Here is a 20,188-nt window from a genome sequence, read left to right as displayed (position 1 = left end):
ATGTATTTAAAATGAAAGAATCGTTACGTTTACGATTAGACCAACTTTGTGATCGACATGAAGAGTTAGAAGCATTATTAGCAGATGTTGAAGTCATTTCAGACAATAAGCGTTTTCGTAATTTGTCCCGTGAGCATAATGATTTATCCGAAATTACTGATGTCTGGAAAAAGTACAAGCAAGCTGAAGAAGATATTGAAACCGCAGAAGCTATGTTAACTGATCCAGATTTTAAGGATATGGCTGTTGAGGAAATCAAAGAGAACAAAGCTTTAATTGAACGACTCGAAAGTGAGTTGAATATTCTCATGATTCCTAAAGATCCCAATGATGCCAACTCAGCATATTTGGAAATCCGTGCGGGTACAGGTGGTGATGAAGCTGCGATTTTCTCGGGTGATTTATTCCGTATGTATAGTAAATATGCTGAAACTCAAAACTGGCGTATTGAAATCTTATCTGAAAATGAAGGCGAACATGGCGGATATAAAGAAATTATCTGTCTAGTGAATGGTGAAGGTGTTTACGGTCGTTTGAAGTTTGAAAGTGGAGCGCATCGTGTTCAACGTGTTCCAGCTACTGAGTCACAAGGCCGCGTCCATACTTCAGCTTGTACTGTGGCAATTCTTCCAGAAGTTGATGTAGACACTACTGTAGAGATTAATGCTGCGGATTTACGTATTGATACTTACCGTGCTTCTGGTGCGGGTGGTCAGCACATTAACAAAACGGATTCTGCTGTACGTATTACCCATCTTCCAACAGGTACTGTTGTGGAATGTCAGGATGAACGTTCACAGCATAAAAACAAAGCAAAAGCGATGGCATTATTGGCTTCACGTTTAGAAAATGCGAAACGCGCTGCTGCCGATGCAGCAACTTCTGAAATGCGCCGTGACTTGGTGGGTTCCGGGGATCGTTCGGAACGTATCCGCACATATAACTATCCACAAGGTCGTATGACAGATCACCGTATTAATTTAACTTTATACAAGTTAGATGCAGTAATGGAAGGTGATTTGACTGAGCTACTTGACAGTTTACATCGCGAATATCAAGCAGATCAGTTGGCGATGCTTGCACAACAAAATGGTGGTTAATGAATATTGCAAAGGCTTTGGCCTTACGTGGAGAAGCTGAAAGTTACGAGCGTCAAGAAAATGCTTGGTTACTTGAGCATATTTTAAAAATTGATGCATTTGATTTGTCACTTAAATCTACGCAAGAATTAACGGTTGAGCAAGAACAGCAATATGTTAACGGTTTAGCGCGGATTGCTGCTGGTGAACCATTGGCTTATGTGACTGGCTCACAACCATTTTGGACTTTGGATTTAACGGTTAGCAAAGATACTTTAGTTCCTCGTCCAGATACTGAGGTCTTGGTTGAAACAGTTTTAAATCTTGATTTGCCTGAAGATACTCGTATGGTTGATTTAGGTACAGGTACAGGTGCAATTGCATTATCACTAGCGAGTGAGCGTCCTAATTGGTCTATTATTGCCACAGATATCTATGAACCAACTCTAGAAGTTGCTCTACATAATGCTGAAAAGCATGACTTAGGGCAGGTCAAATTTTTCTTAGGAAGTTGGTTTAAAGCTTTGAATCGTCAATTTTTTGATGTGATTGTTTCGAATCCACCCTATATCGATGTTGATGATGAACATATGCAGCATCTCGCTTCTGAGCCTGAACGTGCTTTGGTTGCCCAACAGCATGGTTTGGCGGATATTGAGCATATTATTCAGCAAGGTAAAAAATGGTTGGCGACACAAGGCTGGATTGTACTTGAGCATGGTTATGATCAAGCTGAAGCAGTTCAAAACATTTTTAAAGGTGCTGGTTTTAAACAGGTCAGAACTGTTAAAGATTATGGTGGAAATGATCGTGTGACTTTAGGTCAATGGATAAATTAGAATTGGATTGTTGTTTTAAAAAGACTTTGTTGGGTTGCAGTGATTGCTCAATCAACAAAGTCTTTTTTAACGCACAATAAACTTTAAAAGAATTCGATGTATTTTTATATTTTGAAGTTGAGCTTTAGAAAAATAGCTTAAGTCAAATTACTTTTAACCAATTGAATTGGCTCTAACAGTTCTTCACCTAAAGAGCTGAGCATTTCTCTTTCAATTAAACGGGTAATCGAATCTAAAGGTAAATCATTTTCTTGTAGGCCAAATGGTTCTTCAAGCTGGGCACTCAAAGCATCTAGACCTAAAAATAAATAAGCAATTAAACTGACGATAACAGGTGTCCAAATACCTAAGCTAGCTTCTAAGCTAAATGGTAGAATCAAGCAAAAACAATATACTGTACGATGTAATAAGACTGAATAGGAATAAGGCAGGGGGGTACTTAAAATACGATCACATCCGGCCTGAATATTACCAAGTGCAACAATATGTTGGTTTAAACCCTGATAGATAATGTCAGAAATTTCACCTGTTTTAAGTGATTGAACTAAAGATTTTTGAATTTCTTCTAAAACAAATTGTGAGGCATTGAGGTGATTTTTCAGCTGGTTAAAGGTCAATTCATCTAAATCGACTTTATTATTATAAAAATTAATGGATTGGTTTTGATTGCGTAAGCGATTTCTTAATAAACAGGTAAAAAGCATCACACGATACATTAAAACTTTACGCTGGCTTTCTTTTAAAACATGAGTATCACGAGAAAGGTGTCGTGATGTTGCAATCAATGAACCCCAGAGTTTACGACCTTCCCACCAACGATCATAGCAAGCAGTATTCCTGAAACTTAAGAAAATAGAGAGGATAATGCCGAACACGGTAAATCCAATTGCTGGTACAGCAGGAATTGTAAAATAGTGATGTGATGATAGGTAAACCAGAACTGTCGAGATCAGCACAACAAAGGTTAATGCGGGTAAGACTTTGGGAAGAATGGTGCCGTGCCAAGCAAAGAGAAGTGCGAAGCTGTTACTTTTATCTCGAATGATCATACTGTCTACCTAAATATTACTGCGACAGTGTTTCATAGAGAAAAGCAGAAATGCAAGTTGCAAATAAGCAATTTAAAAAAATACGGCTGATCAAAAGCCGTATCTGAATGGTTTAAGTTCTCCAACGTAAAAACCAGTTTTCAATCAATTTCATTAGACTATCTGTGATTTTACCGAGGACAGCCAGCAAGATAATCGCAATAATCACAATATCGGGCCGTGAGGTTTCTCGACCATCACTGAGCAGATAACCGATACCTTGTGTAGCTGCAATCAGTTCTGCTGCAATCATAAACATCCACGCTAGGCTTAAACTATTTCTTAGTCCAACGAGAATTCCAGGAGATGCAGCAGGCAGAACAATTTGGAAGATAGTTTGTAGATAGGTCAGACGGTATACTTTTGCCACTTCTAACAACTTTGTATCAACACCATGTATGGCAGATACGCTATTGGTATAGGTGGGAAAGAATGCACCAATCGCGATTAAAGTAATTTTGGAGGCTTCATCAATGCCTAACCACAAAAGCAATAACGGAATCCAAGCAAGGCTTGGAATAGATTTGATTGCTGAAAATGTAGGTTCTAAAAATTCCTCAATGTGTTTGTTTAAACCCACTGCAAGTGCAAAAATTAGCCCCAATAAGCTACCAATAAAAAATCCTAAAAATACGCGCCAAGTGCTGGTATAAATATGGGTAAATAAATCACCTGCGGCAAGCTCCTTGAATGAGCTAACTAAGCTACTTGGGGCAGGGAGAAGATAAGACTCAATCCATCCAAAACGAACTAAATACTCACATAATAAAATGAACAACAACGGAATCGTAATTCCTTTGACCCATTTTAAAACATTGGCCTTAAAGGCAGGTTTGTATAAACCCGCCTGCGCTATATGTACATTTGATTGTCTGTGCATCGATTGAGTATGTGTAGACCTTGTCATTACTTCTCAGCAACCTTGCCAATGACCTTTTGCGCATATTTGCTGTCAAATAGTTGATCCACAACTTGATTTACATTAGTTCCTTTTCGAACCAGTTCCTCTTCAGTCAAAATAGTGCCTGCTTTCTTTAGCGCATTAAGATGTTTCGCGGTTGGAATATTTTGATCTAGATTAGTTCGACTCAATTGCAACTTCGCCACTTCAAGTGGCAATTTTGCTTCACGTGCTAATAATTCTGCAAGCTTATCTGGATTGGCTTTTGCCCATTTACGTGCTTGTTCATAAGCTTTAATTACAGCCTCAACTGCTTCTGGGCTTTGGGTGCTAAATTGATCTTTTACACTTAACACACTGTAACTATTGAAAGCGATATTGCGATAGAGCAGTTTTGCACCTGTTTGCAATTGTGCAGACGCCATCAGTGGATCAAGACCAGCCCAAGCATCTACCTGACCACGTTCTAAAGCTGTTTTTCCATCTGGATGTTGTAGATGTACCAATTGCACATCGCGTTTATTTAAGCCAACCGTTTCAAGTGCTTGAAGAGTGAATAAGAATGGATCTGTACCTTTTGTTGCAGCAATTTTTTTCCCTTTGAGGTCTTTTAAGGATTTGATTGCTGAGTTTTTAGCTACGACTAATGCAGTCCATTCTGGCTGGCTTTGGATATAAACCGTTTTAATCGGACTGCCATTGGCACGACTCAATACTGCTGCTAAACCCGCAGTCGAGGCGAAATCGATACTGCCACTGTTTAAATATTCAAGTGAACGGTTACTGCCTTGGCTAAATACCCATTTGACCTCGGTTTTGGGTAAGGCTTTTTCTAACAGCTTTTGTTCTTTAACCACTAAACTTGTTGGGGCGTAATAGGCATAGTCTAATTTCAATGTTGTTGGGATGGCTGCAAAAGAATACGTTGCGGTTAAACTTAAGGCTAAGGTGGAAACTAAGCGTGTCATTTTTTTGCTAAAAACTTTCATATATACCCCATAAAACTCAAAGAGAAACACAGAGCTAGATATGTATATTTTTTAGGGTGAAAGCACAAAAAAGAAAAACAGATATTGACTTCTTAAAATATGAAATGTAAAAAATATTGGTTTAACCATTTGAATTAATTTATGTTTCTGGAATATGCATATTTGTTTGTTGAATAGATGATTATTGAAATGAGTTATAAAAAAATATTCTAATTAAATTTTAGTCATTAGACAAAAAAAATGCCTCGGTATCGAGGCATTTTTGGATTGGGGTAAATTAAACTGGATAATCTTCCAGACTATCTGCAATTTCAACTTGGTCTAATGCATTGGTTTCAAGTGCCAGACAGAGCGCAACAATTTTTGCAGTATCAGCAATATTTTCTTTTTTCATTGCTAAGCCTGATTGAATTGCATCTAATCGTTCTTGGTGAATATCAAGCGCTTGTGCGACTTCTGATGCATCATTGGTTTTGAAAAAATCATTCATGGCATGTTCAAAGTCATGATCTGAAGCTTTTAAAATACCTTCGATAAGCTCATCTAAATGTTCAGTTTGAGCAGAAAGGGAATGGATAAAGTTTTGAACTAGATTTTGTTCTAGTACATCAATCATCTTAATCATGTTAGTGACCTAAAAGTGATTAAAGGGGAGGAGGGTACAACAGGGAATAAGCAGAAAATCTGCTTTAAATTGGGTAATAAATATACCATTTTTGATCAAATTGCAACCTGATTCAGATGAGCTGTAAACAGAGAGCCTGACTTTATATTGATATATTTTTTTATTATAGTTTTGATTTAAAAGAAATTTCCTAAAATACTGTTTTTTTATTGAACGATGTTATTTGGGTTCTCTATAAGCACCTGGACTTAGACCAGTCCATTTTTTAAATGCCCGATGAAATGCGCTGGCATCCTGAAAATTCAACAGCTCACTGATGTCTTGTAAGGTATATGTGGTTTTACAAAGTAGTTCAATCGCCATGTCCCGCCGTATATCATTTTTGAGTTGTTGGTAACTGCTGCCTTCATTTTTTAAACGGCGTTGTATAGTGGCTTCTGAAATATTAAGCTGCGCAGATAGTTCACCAAGTTCCAACCATTCAGCAGGAGCAATAGAAAGTAATTGCTTGCGAATCATTGAACTTAAAGCCAAAGGATTCTTAAATCTTAATAGTAGATTTTCGGGGGTGTTTTTAATAAAACTATACCAAGATTTTTGGTCGCGTTTGATTTGAATATTTAAGTAGTTTGCATCGAATTGCAGATAATTTTCAACTGCTTGGTAAGTAATATTTTCACAGAATCGAATGCGATAATCGTTGTCATCTTCAGGAGGCATGCATTTTAATTGTAATTGATTGAGTAAAATTCTTTGATCTGCTAACCAACAGATTAAACTGTGAACCAACATGATATAAGTGGCATAGCAGAACATGCGCTTGGTTTGTAATTTGTCTGTAATGACAATGTATGCATAATTTTCATCTACAATCATTTTGCTGGAGAAATCATCCAAGACAAAATTAAAATATTGCAAAATTTGTTCAATCGCAGTCTGTAGGGTATCCGCTTGCATGACCATTTTAGACAATAAATTATAACAACCACGTCGCATCTGATGCGAGTCCATGCCAAAGAACTCATCATTCATATGGTCAGCTATTTTAGTCCAAAGTTTTGCATAAGCAGAAACAGCAATACGTGATTTGGCTGCCTGAAATATTTCCATTGGTATTTCTGCATCATGCAAAATCTGCTTTATATCATAGCCCTTATCTTGGGCACTGTTCAGGGCTTCATGTACCAATGCAATAGAAATTGTGCCTTTGCTTTCACTGAATTGTTGAATATTCACAAGGTATACTTTAATAAAACCAGATAATTTATGAAATTTTAAACAAAATTAAAGTAATTATGCATTTATTTTATTGTGGAAATAAAATGAATACAGAAACATATACTCAAATTTTATTCTAGATTCGTCAATGAATAATATGCTTTTTCTTGGCTTTAGCTCAATCTTTTATTACAAGAATGAAAGGGCTAGCTGTTGCAATTGATTAGCATTGAAAATAAATGATAATTTGTTATTTTAATGCATCTATGATCAAAAATAATGTATAAAAATGAAATATTCACTTTTATTGCCATTACTGGTATTGCCAATCACAGTATTTGCACTTGAAAATACAAATAAAGAGCGACAGTGCCTGAATGTAAACGAAAGTATTACAGTTAAGTCTTGTCTAATAGTCCATGGGATTGGTACTGATGCTGAATATGTTGAACTTAATTTTAGTAAAAAAGTGTTTTTTATTGAAAAGCCAATAATATGTTATAACACCGAGTGTGATGTAAGACTTGGTGATCAATTTAATCATCTCAAAGTTGCTGAAGTCTATTATTTAAGTGAGAAAAATAAAAAGCAAACAACACGGTTAATTGGTAAATATTGGACGTGCTATAAACAAATCGATGGAAAAATTAATGTGTGTTATAGAGAAAAATAAGTATTTTAAGATTATAAGAGCATTGATCCATTCTCTCCTATTCTTTTATGTTGTGATTTGACGCTGTTGATCTTATGAAATATTGCTATTGTCCAAATACATCATACAAGATGCAACTTTTGGAAATTGTACTCAAGCTTGACTATGTTTACTCTGCATCTTAAGTCGAAAGTGGGTTTAATTCATCATTTAAACTGCTCTATTCAAACAATGAACTAGGAAAATAAAATGAAAATTGAAGGAAAAGTTTTTGTAGTGACTGGTGGTGCATCTGGATTAGGTGCTGCTACAGCCACACATTTGATTGGTCAAGGTGCGAAAGTGATCATGGTGGATATGAATCACCAGCTTGGCGAAGAAATGCAGAAGCGCTTAGGTGAAAAATCAAAATTTGTTCAACTTGATGTGACGGATGAAATTGCTGTTGAACAATTCTTTAAAAATGTGGAACAGGATTATGCGCAATTAAATGGCTTAATTAATTGTGCAGGGATTGGTCCATCCGCCAAAGTTCTGGGTAAAAATGGCATCCATGCTTTAGATGCATTTCAAAAAGTATTGAATATTAATGTTGCAGGAACATTTAACATGCTGCGTTTTGCCGCAGATGTCATTTCTCGTTATGAGTTACAAGTAGGTGAAGAAGATCGTGGTGTGATTATTAACACTGCTTCAGTGGCTGCGTTTGATGGCCAAATTGGTCAATCCGCTTATGCTGCGTCTAAAGGTGCTGTTGTTGCAATGACATTACCTTTGGCTAGAGAACTTGCGCAACATGCCATCCGTGTGATGACCATTGCACCAGGGATTATGGAAACCCCAATGTTGAAATCATTACCACAAAATGTTCAAGATGCGCTGGGTGATATGGTGCCTTTTCCTAAACGCCTTGCGAAGCCTGAAGAGTTTGCACAGCTTGTTGGTCATATTTGTGAAAATAGCTATTTAAATGGTGAAACAATTCGATTAGACGGCGCAATCCGTATGCAGCCAAAGTAATCCGGTCTAATCTATCTGCTTATGTCTAAATTTGCTTTAACGCAAGCAATAGCAAACTTTTTAAAAAATCAATACTGCCTGACATGATCTCAACCATCGTGTTAGGTGGACTTCAGCCTAAATTTATACAAACAACAAGATTTGACTGGTCGCTGATCATGATTGCAGTGATTTAAAATTTAAAAGTGCTGAGAGGGATGCTCATATGATTCTCAATGATGAACAAAAAATGGTTCAGGAAATGATGCGGAATTATTCGCAGAATAAACTTAAATCCACTGCTGCTGAACGTGATAAAACTGCAAAATTTCCTCATCAAGAACTCAAAGAATTAGGTGAACTGGGTGCATTAGGCATGACCGTATCTGATCAATGGGGTGGCGCAGGTTTGGACTATATTTCCTTGGTGACGGCAATTGAAGAAATTGCCGCAGGAGATGGTGCAATTTCAACCATTGTCAGCGTACAAAATTCTTTGCCTTGTGGAATAATCCAAAAATATGGGACAGACCAACAAAAACAAGACTACTTAATACCATTGGCAACAGGTCAATGGCTTGGCTGTTTCTGTTTAACCGAACCACAGGCGGGTTCAGACGCAGGTGCTTTGCTATGTAAAGCAGAACGTGATGGCGATTCATGGGTAATTAATGGAACCAAACAATTCATTACGTCTGGAAAGCACGCACAAGTGGCGATTGTATTTGCAGTTACGGATAAATCCGCAGCGAAGAAAGGGATTTCTTGTTTTATCGTTCCAACCAATACAGAAGGTTATATCGTTTCTCGGATTGAAGACAAAATGGGGCAACATTGCTCAGATACTGCAACAATTGTTTTTGAGAATTGTCGGATTCCTGCTGAGAACATATTAGGAAATGAGGGGGAAGGATATAAAATCGCCTTGTCGAATTTAGAGTCAGGTCGCATTGGTATTGCCGCTCAATGTGTGGGAATGGCACGAGCAGCATTGGAAGCTGCGGTTGAATATGCCAATCAGCGTAAAGCTTTTGGAGTAGAGTTGGTACAACATCAGGCTGTAGCATTTCGCTTAGCCGATATGGCCACTCAAATCGAAGCAGCACGGCAGTTGATTTACCATGCCGCAACTTTAAAAGATACATGTTTACCTTGTCTAAAAGAAGCATCAATGGCGAAGTTATTTGCATCTGAAATTGCTGAAAAAGTCTGTTCAGATGCGATACAAATTCATGGTGGTTATGGTTATGTCGCTGATTTTCCGGTTGAGCGAATCTATCGAGATGTTCGAGTCAGCCAGATTTATGAAGGCGCTTCCGATATTCAACGTTTAGTTATCGCAAGAGCGGTGATTCATTAAGTTCAATTGTAGATTAGCGCATCAAAATTCTATCTCAAGACTAGCTTCGCACTGGTCTTTTTTTAAAGCCTTCCACCATGACAGGAAAAACAGATGTTCAAAAACCGCAATACAATTGAGGTATTTGGAAATTGTGTGTGAATTCTAATCATGATTATCTATAAGCATAGAAACACATGTTGAATGATTCAACATTTTAAAGAAAAGCTAGAAAGCAAAATATGGAACCGCACATCGAGATGATTTGTGCTGAAAATACAAGGATATTGCCATGAAAACATTGGAACAAGCCTATCAAGAATTCGATTATGAAAAACTAATCAATGAGCAACTGGTTGGCAACCCACAGTCAATCAATGCCTATATCGAGTGCTGCGAGCGTTTTGTTGGTTTAAATAAAGTGGCTTTGATCTGGGAAGGCAAAAACGGTGAGTCTTCACAATGGACCTTTGAACAACTGGCACAAGCAGCAGGAAAATTAGCCAATTATTTACAATCGCTCGGTTTAAAAACAGGCGATTGTATTGCTGGTTTGTTACCACGTACTCCAGAATTATTGATCACCATATTGGCAACATGGCGTATTGGAGCAATTTATCAGCCCTTATTTACCGCTTTTGAATCAAAAGCGATTGAGCATCGTGTAGCAACGGCCAATACCCAACTGATCATCACCAACATTGAACAACGTCCCAAACTAAACGGGATTGAACTTCCGCATATTCTGACCGTTCATCCACAAGATTTTGCCACAACAAAGCATGCAGATTTTTGGCAAGAACTAGAAAGTCAATCAGCTGAATGTGCACCCGTCATGATGAGTTTTGCAGATAATTTTTTAATGATGTTTACCTCTGGAACAACAGGTTTGGCAAAATCTGTTCCAGTGCCATTAAAAGCAATTTTGGCCTTTAAAGAATATATGCGTCACGCTGTTGATTTACGTGAAGATGATTCATTTTGGAACCTCGCGGATCCAGGTTGGGCATATGGTCTATACTATGGTATAGCGGGCCCATTGGGATTGGGACACAGTATCATCATGGATGAACGAGCATTTAGTGTCGACCATGCTTTGGAAATTATTCAAAAATACCAAGTCAGTAATCTTACAGGTTCACCTACAGCATTTCGTATGTTCTTTGGTTTTAAAGAAAAATTTAATACTTCGATCAAAGATCATTTACGTGCCGTTAGTAGTGCTGGTGAACCTTTAACTCCTGAAGTAATTCATTGGTTTAATCATGACTTAAATGTCAATATTTATGACCAATATGGGCAAACAGAATTAGGTATGGTAATAGGTAACCATCATGCTTTAACACATGCAATAAAAGTCGGCTCAGCAGGTTTTGCTAATCCTGGTCATCGTTTTGCAGTGTTAAATCAAGACAACCAAGAAGTTGAACGAGGTGAGATTGGAACGCTAGCAATTGACTTCTCTCAATCGCCACTCACATGGTTTAAAGGTTATGGTGGGAATAATCGTAAATCCTTTGCTGGTCATTATTACTTAACTGGAGATACGGTCCGTTTGAATGAATTAGGTGGGGTGGATTTTATTGGTCGTGCAGACGATGTCATTACAACTTCAGGTTATCGTGTTGGGCCATTTGATGTTGAAAGTACACTTTTGGAATGTGTCGAAGTTTTAGAATCTGCAGTCATTGGCAAACCTGATCCAGAAAGAACAGAGATCGTAAAAGCTTTTATTGTGCTCAAGCCTCAATTCAAGGGTTGTCAGCAATTGAATGCTAAATTACAAGAATATGTACGTTCACGATTATCTAAGCATTCTTATCCACGAGAAATTGAGTTCGTTGAAAGCTTACCTAAAACATCTAGTGGCAAAATTCAACGTAATTTATTGAAGCAGCAAGAAGTAGCTAAATTACAGCAAATACAATTGCTGGCTTAATATATTTTAAAGTTCCATGCTTTGCACCCGAAAGGGTGCTTTTTTTTATGATCAGCATGAGATCTCGTATTTCTAAGGTTCTTATAACAATTTTAGTCCACTTTGCCAGTAGTATATTTTGTCTAAACTATAAATGGATCAAATAGAATGATTTAAATTCACGATATTGTCATTAATAAAAATTAATCTGCTTTAAATTTCAACAAACGTTAAAAACTATGCAAAATTTAAAACTACATATACTTTGTTTAAGCCTTGCACTATTGGGCTGTTCATTTCCAAGCTATGCACAATTGATGTTTAGCCAATACATTGATGGTACAGTAAATAGAAAAGGCTTAGAAATTTATAATCCAGATGGCAGCACTGTAAATCTTGCAGATTATCAAATTGAACAATATACCAATGGGGCAACGAGTAAAACAGCAACTTACACCTTAGAGGGAAATTTAGCCAGTAAAGCAAAATTTATTATAGGTCGTACCGAATTACAGGCTGAACTTGGCACTAAAGTGAATCAGGTTGCTGGTTTGTCATTTAATGGTGATGATGCCTTGGTCCTTGTTTATAAAGGTACACCTGTAGACCGCTTTGGACGGATTGGGGAGAAACCAGCAAGTGGCGGCTGGGGAACAACAATCACCAGCTATCAAAATAGCCTAAGTAGAATAAAAAATAAAAATGATGTCAGCGCTGTAGATCCAAATAGTGCCTTTGATTTGGACAGTGAGTGGAGCAAATGGTCAGATCGTAATGCATTCAGTAGCTATTTAGGTACTGGTACAACGACACCGCCAATCACTGCAATCAGTTGTAGTACTGCTGATACTGCAATTGCAGATTTACAATCTGCGGCACAAAACCAACAATATGTGGTTCGAGGTGTAATTACTGCGGATTATCGCTATCAAAATGGTTTTTCAGGTTTTTATATTCAAACTCCTGACAGTAAAGCTAAAGCAAATTTAAGCAATGCGATTTTTGTCTATCTCCCTGCTGCAAGCACAATCACTGGCGGTAAAGTGGGTGAAGAAGTGATTCTGAAAGGGCGTTTAACCAATTATGAAAATCAATTGCAAATTGATCAACTGAGCAGCAATATTCAAACTTGTAATAATCAAGCCGCAAGTTTGGTGAGTTCTACTCCGATTCAACTGCCATTTTCAAGTTTAACCGATGCTACAGGCAATGCACCTAAGCGCTATCAAGGCATGTTGGTGAAAATTCCTCAAACCCTAACGGTTAGCGAGAATTATGATTATGGTCGATATGGTCAATTGTCTTTAAGTTTGGGACGCTTATATATCCCAACCAATTTATATCCTGCGAAATCCAATGAAGCGGTTGCTTTAGCAAAACAAAATTTACTGTCTAAGATTATCTTGGATGATGGTTATAATAATCAAAACAGAACACCATGGTTGCCACAAACATTTAATGCGGCAAACACTTTACGTACAGGCTATCAGCTTAAAAATGTTGAAGGGATTTTGGAATACCGTTTCAATGCTTGGCGTATTCAACCGATTCAAAACAAAGCTTTGCCTGAGGTTGTCAAAGACAGTAATCTGCGGAATTCAACCGTCTTGGCAAAAGAGACTAAACAGGTTCGTGTTGCCGCATTTAACGTCTTAAATTATGACAATTCTCCGCTGATTGGTGTTAAACCAGATCGTGGTGCAAACACCGAGACAGAATTTAATCGTCAACATGCCAAAATAGTCAGTGCGATTAAAACCATTGATGCAGATGTTTATGGCTTAATGGAAATTGCCAACAATGGTTATGGCGAAAAAAGTGCTGTGAATTACTTAACCAAAGCTTTAGGTGCAGATTGGAAATATGTCATCCCACCGAATATGGATAAGTTAGGTACTGATGTGATTGCAGTTGCGATTATTTATAATAGCAAACGTGTAAAAGCTGTTGGTAATCCTGTGGTATATGATGATTTGACACAGAAAAACCGAGTCACGATGGCACAAAGCTTCCAAGCGGTAACGGGAGGAAAAACCTTTACTGTTGTACCAAATCACTTAAAGTCTAAAGGTAGTTGTCCTGACGATAAAACTTCACCAGAAGCAAACCAAGGTGATGGTCAAGGCTGTTGGAATCCGACTCGTGTTACTGCAGTACAAAAGTTGATTCAGTGGATTGCAACCAACCCGACCAAAGCTGAAAAACCAAATTATTTATTGGTCGGGGATATGAACAGTTATGCCAAAGAAGATCCAATCTTGGCATTTGAAAATGCGAACTACAAAATATTGCTAAATGATGAAAAAGTAGGGCAAGGTAAATCTGCATATAGCTATGTCTTTGGTGTGGCCAGTGATGCAACCGGGAATGGTGGTGCGGGTAATTTAGATCATGCCATTGCAGATGCAAACTTATACCCAATGGTTAAACGTACTTTTGCATGGCATATCAATGCTGATGAACCAACAGCATTAGACTACAATGAAGAATATAAGACTGAAGAGCAAATTGCTTCTTTCTATGCGCCAGATGCTTTCCGTTCTTCTGATCACGATCCGGTTATTGTTGATTTAGATTTAAATGAATCAAGTGGTACTACAGGTGGGCATAAGAGCAGTGGGGGCAGTACGGGGCTGTGGTCTTTATTTGGACTGATGTTGCTTACAGCGAGCTCAGTATTAGCGCGTTCTAAAAAGAAATCCTAATACGCGATATCTTTTTTAAAGAGAAACTAGTGATCTAGTTTCTCTTTTTTATGCTTTTATAAAACTATAGAACATAAAAAATTGCACCAACTGATTTAAGACTGAATCTCTTCATAGATCAAGCGAATGATTGGTCGAAATTCTATTTCATCCATCCAAATCATTCAGTTTTATCTTTCAACGGTATTATGGCTCGGATCACGGTAAAACCCTGCTGAGAATGGATTTCAAAACTACCTCCAATTCTTTTTACTCGCACTTGCATACTCTGCAAACCCACATGCAAGCCAGCTTGAACTTGATCTACTTCAAAGCCAATGCCATTGTCTTGAATGGTTAAAACGAGTTGTTGTCGTTCATCTTCAACCAATGAAACTTCGACATCAGTTGCATGGCTATGTTTTACAATATTGGTTAAGGCTTCTTCTGCGACACGAGAAAAGGTTAAACAAATCAATGCAAGCGGTTTATGTTTCCATTTTTCTGCAAAAATCCAAGTCGATTCAATCTCCATTTCTTCGAAAATTTGTATAAAACGATGACGCAATGGCGCAACCCACATCACTGGACTTTCTGGTATTTTTGCCCCAGCACTGCTTCCTGAGTCAATCACTTGGCGTAAGTCATTTCTTAACAGTTTAAACATAGAGATCACTTGTTGTTTTTCAATATGTTCACTGTGATCCAGTATAATCATCGAGCGAACAATTGAACCACCCAGTCCATCATGTAATTCATGGGACAGGTTTAGACGCTCTTGCAACCGCATATTATCAATTTCGAGTTGGTATTTTTTATCTAAAGATTGTTCTAAGTCAAACGTGACTTTTTCAATAGTTTCTTCAAGCGTCTGATTAAATTTTTCAATACGTCCAACATTTTGCGAAATACGATAAGCCAAGATAAACGAAATCGCTAAGCTGGTAATTGGTGCGGCCAATGGCGTCCAATAGAGCGTTTGATCCAGATGATGGATCATGCTATAAAAATCATGAACAATAATAAGTAAATAGATAAGGAAAATAAACGCAAGCAGGAGAATGTCCATCTTTCTACGTTTAAAAGCAATCCACTGGAAAAACAAGCAGTTAAAAATAAATACCATGCCAGAATAGAAAAAGACAGAGGATAAGCTACGTTCTAGATAATTGATCGGTGTCAACAGCAATGCCGCAATTGCGATTGTAGAAGTTAATAAAAGTAAACGTTCTAAATACGGATAATGGCGATTGGCAAAACGCCAAGCAAATAAACAGAGGCAATAGGTATATCCAACTAAAAACACCAGATTTAGACGTGCTGTTAAGATACTGTCGGTAAAAGGAATAGGAATGGTCGAAATAATATTATAGGCAAACAATACCCATAAAAATGAAGTTAAACCAAACCACCCAAAGGCTTTTTCTTGGCGTCGAAATAGCCAAATGGTAAAACCTGTAGTTCCCACCACAAAGGTAATAATAATATTGATAAAAAATAAAGTTCGCCGTTCAAAAACCAACTGATCCTGTTGATTGGCGATATCTTCGGCCTGACCAAATTTAATTTTTCCTAGGCCTGAATGTTGTGATGCAACCCCTACAACACGGACTAAAATTTCATTTTGCTGGTTTTGAATAGATGCAGCAGGAAGCACCCAATATCTTGGCATATTCCAACTTCTAGACAATGGCTCTACTAAGGATTTGTCTTTCCATAACAGTTCATTATTGCTATAGACAGCTCCTGCAATATTGATTCGTTCAATCAGTAAGGCGACAGGTTGATTTTCCTGATCGCACTGATATTGCCATTTGATTTTATACCAAGCAGCGCCTGTGTAGTTTTTCCAGCGCGTTTCCCAGTCATCTGGCAAGGTGACTGTTTCCCATCCCTGTTGGGGAACCTGTTCAAGATTTGCAAGCGCTTGAGCAACTTGTATGCTTTGGATTTGAAAATGGCAGGCTGCATCTGTTGCATTGGGCTGAGCTGTTAAGAGAGCACCAGCAAAAGCAAAATGTTGTGTCAAACTTAGGATAAGACCGAAAAGCCCGATTAACTTTAGAATTAGTCGAGTAATCCTAAGTTGCGTGCTGTATCGATGGCTTTGGCTCTGTTGCATACCGCAAGTTTCCGATAAATATGTTTAATATGAGATTCAACGGTATAACGGGATAAATTGAGTTGATCTGCAATTTCCTTATTGCTTAAGCCTTGAGAAACTAGTTCTAAAATTCCCAATTCTCTTTTGGATAATACACTGTCCTGATCCATTACCTTCTGAATGGGCGATGTTTTATTTGAATTATTTTTCTCATTAAAATGTAGTTGTTTTAAAATTTTTTGGGCAATAAATGGATCAATAGGGGCCCCACCACGTAAAACACTTTTAATCGAAAGAGAAACTTCCAAGTCATCTCTTTCTTTCAAAACATAGCCTGTTGCACCTGCACTTAATGCATTGAGAATGGCATCTTCAGTGCTCCAAGCTGAGATCACTAAAATCATGATGGTTGGATCATAGTTTTTTAAAATTTCAATAAATTCAATTCCATTTCCATCAGGCAAGCCTAAATCAACCAATGCAAATGAAGCTGAATGTATACTGAGTTGTTCTTTGGCTTGAGCTAAACTTTGGGCAAAACGTAAATCTGAAATTGAGTATCCAAGATTAATTAATATGTCAGTCAGTCTTTTTTGTATAAGAGGCTCGTCTTCTACGATGATAACTGGAACAGGTAAACTTAACTCATTGTTCATGATGTAAAAAACTCGCCCATGTCTATTGGACTTAGTTTTTCAGATATTGATGACTTTATCTATACCTGATAATAGGTATTTTTAGTATTTAATAAGGGTCTTTTGATATTTCATAAATGGCTTGCGTTGTAGGTTAAAATTGAGCATGAGACGTATACGTCGTAAAGCATGAAGAGAATAGCGAGACTATTTTCAAGTTTCATAACGAAGGCTGAGATAATTTTAACCACAACCCTGAGCAAGAACAAAGCACTGCTTTGTTTGCAGCGCAAGGCGCAGCGGGGACTAGCGTGTTTTTTGCCTCTACATCGTTACCTTGCGAAACGATGTTTCTCATCATTTAGAATGACTAAATTTCGTATTTCGCGCCTAGTATCATCTAAAAATATTCGTAGTCGCAAACATAGACGAATTGTTAACAGACCCAAAGTGATTAGAAATGAATATTCAGTTTATTACAATCGAGTTTTAACGCGCTAAATGAGTATCAAATGATGTCTAAAGTCAATTTATTGAGATCAAGTTAACTTTTTGAGATAAGGTTATTGAGACTGGTTAAGTAAATATTCAAATTTTAGTAGATAAAAATCACAATTTAAAAGCAAAATATCGGTTATATTCGATAAATAATGGATTATTTTTATAATGGATGTCGTTTACGATGATTAAATTCCTTAGAAATTTGGCAGTGATACAATGTATTGCGATTACCATTTTGGCTATTGTTCTTTACTTGTATTAAACACTTAGCATCACTGCCTTAAGAAAAATAAAGATGTTTATTTTACCGCGCTAAATTGATCAACTAAGCTTCGACTTGCTTCATTCATCCCTATAATTTCAACCTGAATGTTATTTTGCAGAAACTTGTTCTGTGCCTGATTGAGCATACTGACAGAGGTAATATCCCATATATGGGCATGAGTTAAATCGATAATGACATGATCAATAGATTCATTAAAATCGAAAAACTGAAAGAATTTGTCTGAACTGCTAAAGAAAATTTGCCCAAAAATTTGATATTTACGGGTCGTGCTGTTCAATAGATGAGACTGGACACGCACTGCATTTTCTAATTTATTGACTAAGAAAAGTGCAGATAAAAGTACACCAACCAATACACCTAAAGCTAAATTATGCGTCATTAGTACAATGACCACCACCGCAAGCATCACGCTATTGCTTTGTTTGGGATGTTTTGAAAAGTTTTTGACTGAATCCCAGTTGAATGTAGTAAAAGCCACCATAATCATAATTGCCACAAGTGCAGCCATTGGAATATAAGACAGCCATTCTTTTAAAAAGACCACTAAACACAGTAAAAAAACACCAGCAATCAAGGTCGATAGGCGAGTTCGTGCGCCAGAAGATACATTGATAATTGATTGCCCAATCATGGCACAACCTGCCATCCCTCCCATAAATCCACTGACCATATTGGCGATGCCTTGACCACGACATTCTTTATGACGATCACCTTCAGTTTGCGTCACTTCATTAACAATTGTAGTTGTCATCATGGTTTCGAGTAAACCCACGGTGGCTAAAGTGATGGCATAAGGAAAAATAATTTTTAAGGTATCCACGTTAAGTGGAATGTCTGGAATCAGAAATAGTGGTAAAGTGTCTGGAAATTTTCCTAAATCACTAACTGTACGCATATCCGCACCCAAAAATAAGGCAACTAAACTTAGTACAATAATGCACACTAAGGGTGAGGGAATGAGTTGACCGATTTTGGGAATATAGGGAAAAAGATAAACCAACCCTAAGCCAAAGGCGACAAATAGATAAGCCGTCAGATCCATACGTTGTAATTCAGGAATCTGTGCAACAAAGATGAGAATGGCCAATGCATTAACAAAACCATAGACGACAGACTGTGAAACAAAACGCATCAGCTTTGCAACTTTAAAATAGCCAGCAAGAATCTGAATAATTCCAGTCAAAATTGTGGTGGCAAATAAATACTGTAAACCGTGATCTTTGACGAGGGTAACCATGAGCAATGCCATCGCGCCTGTGGCTGCGGAAATCATTGCAGTACGTCCACCGAAGAAAGCAATGCTCACTGCAATACAAAATGATGCATACAGACCAACTTGTGGATCTACACCTGCAATTGCAGAAAAAGCAATTGATTCAGGAATAAGTGCTAAGCCCACGACCATTCCAGCAAGTACATCTGTACGAATATTGGAAAACCATTCCGCTTTTTTTAGACTAATCACTACAAACCTTTCATCATTCTTTAAAGATGCGTATGTTAAAACATCTCTTAGTGAAAAAGCAGTTAACTTTGACTTGAAAAAGTCTTCATTTTGTTGAATATTCAAGTTATAGCTGATTTTATAAATTTATGCTTTTTGCAATTTTATGTTTTACGACTTGAAATTGTGATCTGAGCCATTTACAACTTAAACAGTCATATAACAAGGATTAGATATGAAATTATATTATTCACCAGGTGCATGTTCTTTAGCGGCCCATATTTTACTCAACGAAATTAATGTTGATTTTGATCTAGAACGTGTTGATTTAAAAACGCATAAAACAGAAAAGGGCGCAGATTATTACGAAATCAATCCAAAAGGCTATGTACCCGCATTAGAAATCAATCCAGGGTTACTTTTAACTGAAAATGTTGCAGTACTGCCTTTTATTGCACAACACGATCCTAAACAAGATTTGATCCCACCATCAGGTTTGGGACGTGCTAAAGTTTTAGAATGGTTGGGTTATTTAAACTCAGAGTTGCATGATGAATATGCTGTCTTCTTTGATCCAGCAATCACTGAAGATGAAAAAGTACGTGGCTATGCAACCATAGATAAGATGTTGAAATATATAGATGACTATCTTGCCGAGTCTGAATACGATTATTTGGTTAATGACCGCTTTGGTCCTGCTGATGCGTACTTGTTTGTACTGACAAATTGGTCGAATTCAATTCATCATGATCTAACTCCATTTACCAATATTGTGGCATTACGTAATAAAGTTGCTGAACGTCAATCTGTACAGATTGCAATGCGTGATGAAGGTTTAATTCCTTAAGTATAGTGGAATAGAGCTACAAAGCACCTACGGGTGCTTT

16 protein-coding genes are annotated in these 20,188 nt (G+C 37.4%); 8 read left to right on the top strand and 8 right to left on the bottom strand.

The genetic code is table 11. The features are described 5' to 3' along the window. The first annotated feature begins 11 nt into the window (after positions 1 to 11). A complete protein-coding gene (gene prfA, locus ACG916_RS09280) occupies positions 12 to 1,100 on the top strand; it encodes a peptide chain release factor 1 (RefSeq protein WP_336954286.1) in 1,089 nt (362 codons plus the stop codon). Further along, a complete protein-coding gene (gene prmC / locus ACG916_RS09275; RefSeq protein WP_336954285.1) occupies positions 1,100 to 1,918 on the top strand; it encodes a peptide chain release factor N(5)-glutamine methyltransferase in 819 nt (272 codons plus the stop codon). The genes prfA and prmC overlap by 1 nt, the downstream gene beginning before the upstream one ends. Before the next feature lie 137 nt (positions 1,919 to 2,055). Here the strand turns inward: prmC and ACG916_RS09270 are convergent, their stop codons facing one another. The 5 genes from ACG916_RS09270 to ACG916_RS09250 all read right to left on the bottom strand — a co-directional run bounded on the left by ACG916_RS09270 (position 2,056) and on the right by ACG916_RS09250 (position 6,757). Continuing rightward, entirely contained in the window at positions 2,056 to 2,967 is a 912-nt protein-coding gene (locus ACG916_RS09270) for a bestrophin family protein (RefSeq protein WP_336954284.1), read from the bottom strand. Positions 2,968 to 3,079: 112 nt separating this feature from the next. Next, a complete protein-coding gene (locus tag ACG916_RS09265) occupies positions 3,080 to 3,913 on the bottom strand; it encodes an ABC transporter permease (protein ID WP_419327773.1) in 834 nt (277 codons plus the stop codon). Beyond that, complete coding sequence (locus ACG916_RS09260; RefSeq protein ID WP_419327774.1) at positions 3,913 to 4,896, bottom strand: aliphatic sulfonate ABC transporter substrate-binding protein; 984 nt, start codon at positions 4,894 to 4,896, stop codon at positions 3,913 to 3,915. Before ACG916_RS09260 ends, ACG916_RS09265 begins: the two co-directional genes overlap by 1 nt. 277 nt (positions 4,897 to 5,173) lie before the next feature. Next, complete coding sequence (locus ACG916_RS09255) at positions 5,174 to 5,521, bottom strand: hypothetical protein (RefSeq protein WP_336954281.1); 348 nt, start codon at positions 5,519 to 5,521, stop codon at positions 5,174 to 5,176. A 219-nt stretch (positions 5,522 to 5,740) separates the two neighbouring features. Beyond that, a complete protein-coding gene (locus ACG916_RS09250; RefSeq protein WP_419327775.1) occupies positions 5,741 to 6,757 on the bottom strand; it encodes an AraC family transcriptional regulator in 1,017 nt (338 codons plus the stop codon). A 271-nt stretch (positions 6,758 to 7,028) separates the two neighbouring features. Here ACG916_RS09250 and ACG916_RS09245 point away from each other — a divergent pair, with 271 nt between their 5' ends. From ACG916_RS09245 to ACG916_RS09225, 5 genes are all read left to right on the top strand, one after another. Beyond that, complete coding sequence (locus ACG916_RS09245; RefSeq protein WP_336954279.1) at positions 7,029 to 7,412, top strand: hypothetical protein; 384 nt, start codon at positions 7,029 to 7,031, stop codon at positions 7,410 to 7,412. A 228-nt stretch (positions 7,413 to 7,640) separates the two neighbouring features. Continuing rightward, positions 7,641 to 8,411, top strand: coding sequence for a 3-hydroxyacyl-CoA dehydrogenase (locus ACG916_RS09240; protein WP_336954277.1), 771 nt, complete (start codon positions 7,641 to 7,643; stop codon positions 8,409 to 8,411). Between the two features lie 205 nt (positions 8,412 to 8,616). After that, positions 8,617 to 9,750 carry an acyl-CoA dehydrogenase family protein gene (locus tag ACG916_RS09235; RefSeq protein WP_419327776.1) on the top strand — a complete coding sequence of 378 codons (1,134 nt, stop codon included), beginning with the start codon at positions 8,617 to 8,619 and terminating at the stop codon, positions 9,748 to 9,750. A gap of 271 nt (positions 9,751 to 10,021) precedes the next feature. Further along, a complete protein-coding gene (locus ACG916_RS09230; protein ID WP_419327777.1) occupies positions 10,022 to 11,668 on the top strand; it encodes an AMP-binding protein in 1,647 nt (548 codons plus the stop codon). 218 nt (positions 11,669 to 11,886) lie between these two features. After that, on the top strand, positions 11,887 to 14,352 hold the full coding sequence (locus ACG916_RS09225) for an ExeM/NucH family extracellular endonuclease (protein WP_419327778.1): 2,466 nt from the start codon (positions 11,887 to 11,889) through the stop codon (positions 14,350 to 14,352). Positions 14,353 to 14,512: 160 nt separating this feature from the next. Here ACG916_RS09225 and ACG916_RS09220 read toward each other — a convergent pair whose 3' ends face one another. From ACG916_RS09220 to ACG916_RS09210, 3 genes are all read right to left on the bottom strand, one after another. Continuing rightward, the gene (locus ACG916_RS09220) at positions 14,513 to 16,453 is read right to left on the bottom strand and encodes a sensor histidine kinase (protein ID WP_419327779.1); all 1,941 of its coding nucleotides are present in this window, start codon (positions 16,451 to 16,453) and stop codon (positions 14,513 to 14,515) included. Next, positions 16,399 to 17,091 (bottom strand): LuxR C-terminal-related transcriptional regulator, encoded by a 693-nt coding sequence (locus tag ACG916_RS09215; RefSeq protein ID WP_336954270.1) that lies wholly within the window; start codon positions 17,089 to 17,091, stop codon positions 16,399 to 16,401. The genes ACG916_RS09220 and ACG916_RS09215 overlap by 55 nt, the downstream gene beginning before the upstream one ends. 779 nt (positions 17,092 to 17,870) lie before the next feature. Next, positions 17,871 to 19,322 carry a SulP family inorganic anion transporter gene (locus ACG916_RS09210; protein ID WP_419327780.1) on the bottom strand — a complete coding sequence of 484 codons (1,452 nt, stop codon included), beginning with the start codon at positions 19,320 to 19,322 and terminating at the stop codon, positions 17,871 to 17,873. Positions 19,323 to 19,536: 214 nt separating this feature from the next. Between ACG916_RS09210 and ACG916_RS09205 the strand changes: the two genes are divergently transcribed. After that, positions 19,537 to 20,148, top strand: coding sequence for a glutathione binding-like protein (locus ACG916_RS09205; protein WP_004719407.1), 612 nt, complete (start codon positions 19,537 to 19,539; stop codon positions 20,146 to 20,148). The last annotated feature ends 40 nt before the right edge of the window (positions 20,149 to 20,188 follow it).

Origin of the sequence: Acinetobacter legionensis (assembly GCF_048552295.1) — a bacterium.
Taxonomy (GTDB): domain Bacteria; phylum Pseudomonadota; class Gammaproteobacteria; order Pseudomonadales; family Moraxellaceae; genus Acinetobacter.
The sequence above is the reverse complement of the archived record's forward strand: the minus strand, read 5'-3'. Positions and strand labels throughout refer to the sequence as shown.

What these genes read in the sequence shown, in the direction of transcription:
- ACG916_RS09240 (WP_336954277.1), top strand. Translation starts at nt 7,641, where the DNA reads ATGAAAATTGAAGGAAAAGTTTTTGTAGTGACTGGTGGTGCATCTGGA.
- ACG916_RS09270 (WP_336954284.1), bottom strand. Translation starts at nt 2,967, where the DNA reads ATGATCATTCGAGATAAAAGTAACAGCTTCGCACTTCTCTTTGCTTGG.
- ACG916_RS09215 (WP_336954270.1), bottom strand. Translation starts at nt 17,091, where the DNA reads ATGAACAATGAGTTAAGTTTACCTGTTCCAGTTATCATCGTAGAAGAC.
- prfA (WP_336954286.1), top strand. Translation starts at nt 12, where the DNA reads ATGAAAGAATCGTTACGTTTACGATTAGACCAACTTTGTGATCGACAT.
- ACG916_RS09260 (WP_419327774.1), bottom strand. Translation starts at nt 4,896, where the DNA reads ATGAAAGTTTTTAGCAAAAAAATGACACGCTTAGTTTCCACCTTAGCC.
- ACG916_RS09245 (WP_336954279.1), top strand. Translation starts at nt 7,029, where the DNA reads ATGAAATATTCACTTTTATTGCCATTACTGGTATTGCCAATCACAGTA.
- ACG916_RS09225 (WP_419327778.1), top strand. Translation starts at nt 11,887, where the DNA reads ATGCAAAATTTAAAACTACATATACTTTGTTTAAGCCTTGCACTATTG.
- ACG916_RS09205 (WP_004719407.1), top strand. Translation starts at nt 19,537, where the DNA reads ATGAAATTATATTATTCACCAGGTGCATGTTCTTTAGCGGCCCATATT.
- ACG916_RS09265 (WP_419327773.1), bottom strand. Translation starts at nt 3,913, where the DNA reads ATGACAAGGTCTACACATACTCAATCGATGCACAGACAATCAAATGTA.
- ACG916_RS09235 (WP_419327776.1), top strand. Translation starts at nt 8,617, where the DNA reads ATGATTCTCAATGATGAACAAAAAATGGTTCAGGAAATGATGCGGAAT.
- ACG916_RS09230 (WP_419327777.1), top strand. Translation starts at nt 10,022, where the DNA reads ATGAAAACATTGGAACAAGCCTATCAAGAATTCGATTATGAAAAACTA.
- ACG916_RS09255 (WP_336954281.1), bottom strand. Translation starts at nt 5,521, where the DNA reads ATGATTAAGATGATTGATGTACTAGAACAAAATCTAGTTCAAAACTTT.
- ACG916_RS09220 (WP_419327779.1), bottom strand. Translation starts at nt 16,453, where the DNA reads ATGCAACAGAGCCAAAGCCATCGATACAGCACGCAACTTAGGATTACT.
- prmC (WP_336954285.1), top strand. Translation starts at nt 1,100, where the DNA reads ATGAATATTGCAAAGGCTTTGGCCTTACGTGGAGAAGCTGAAAGTTAC.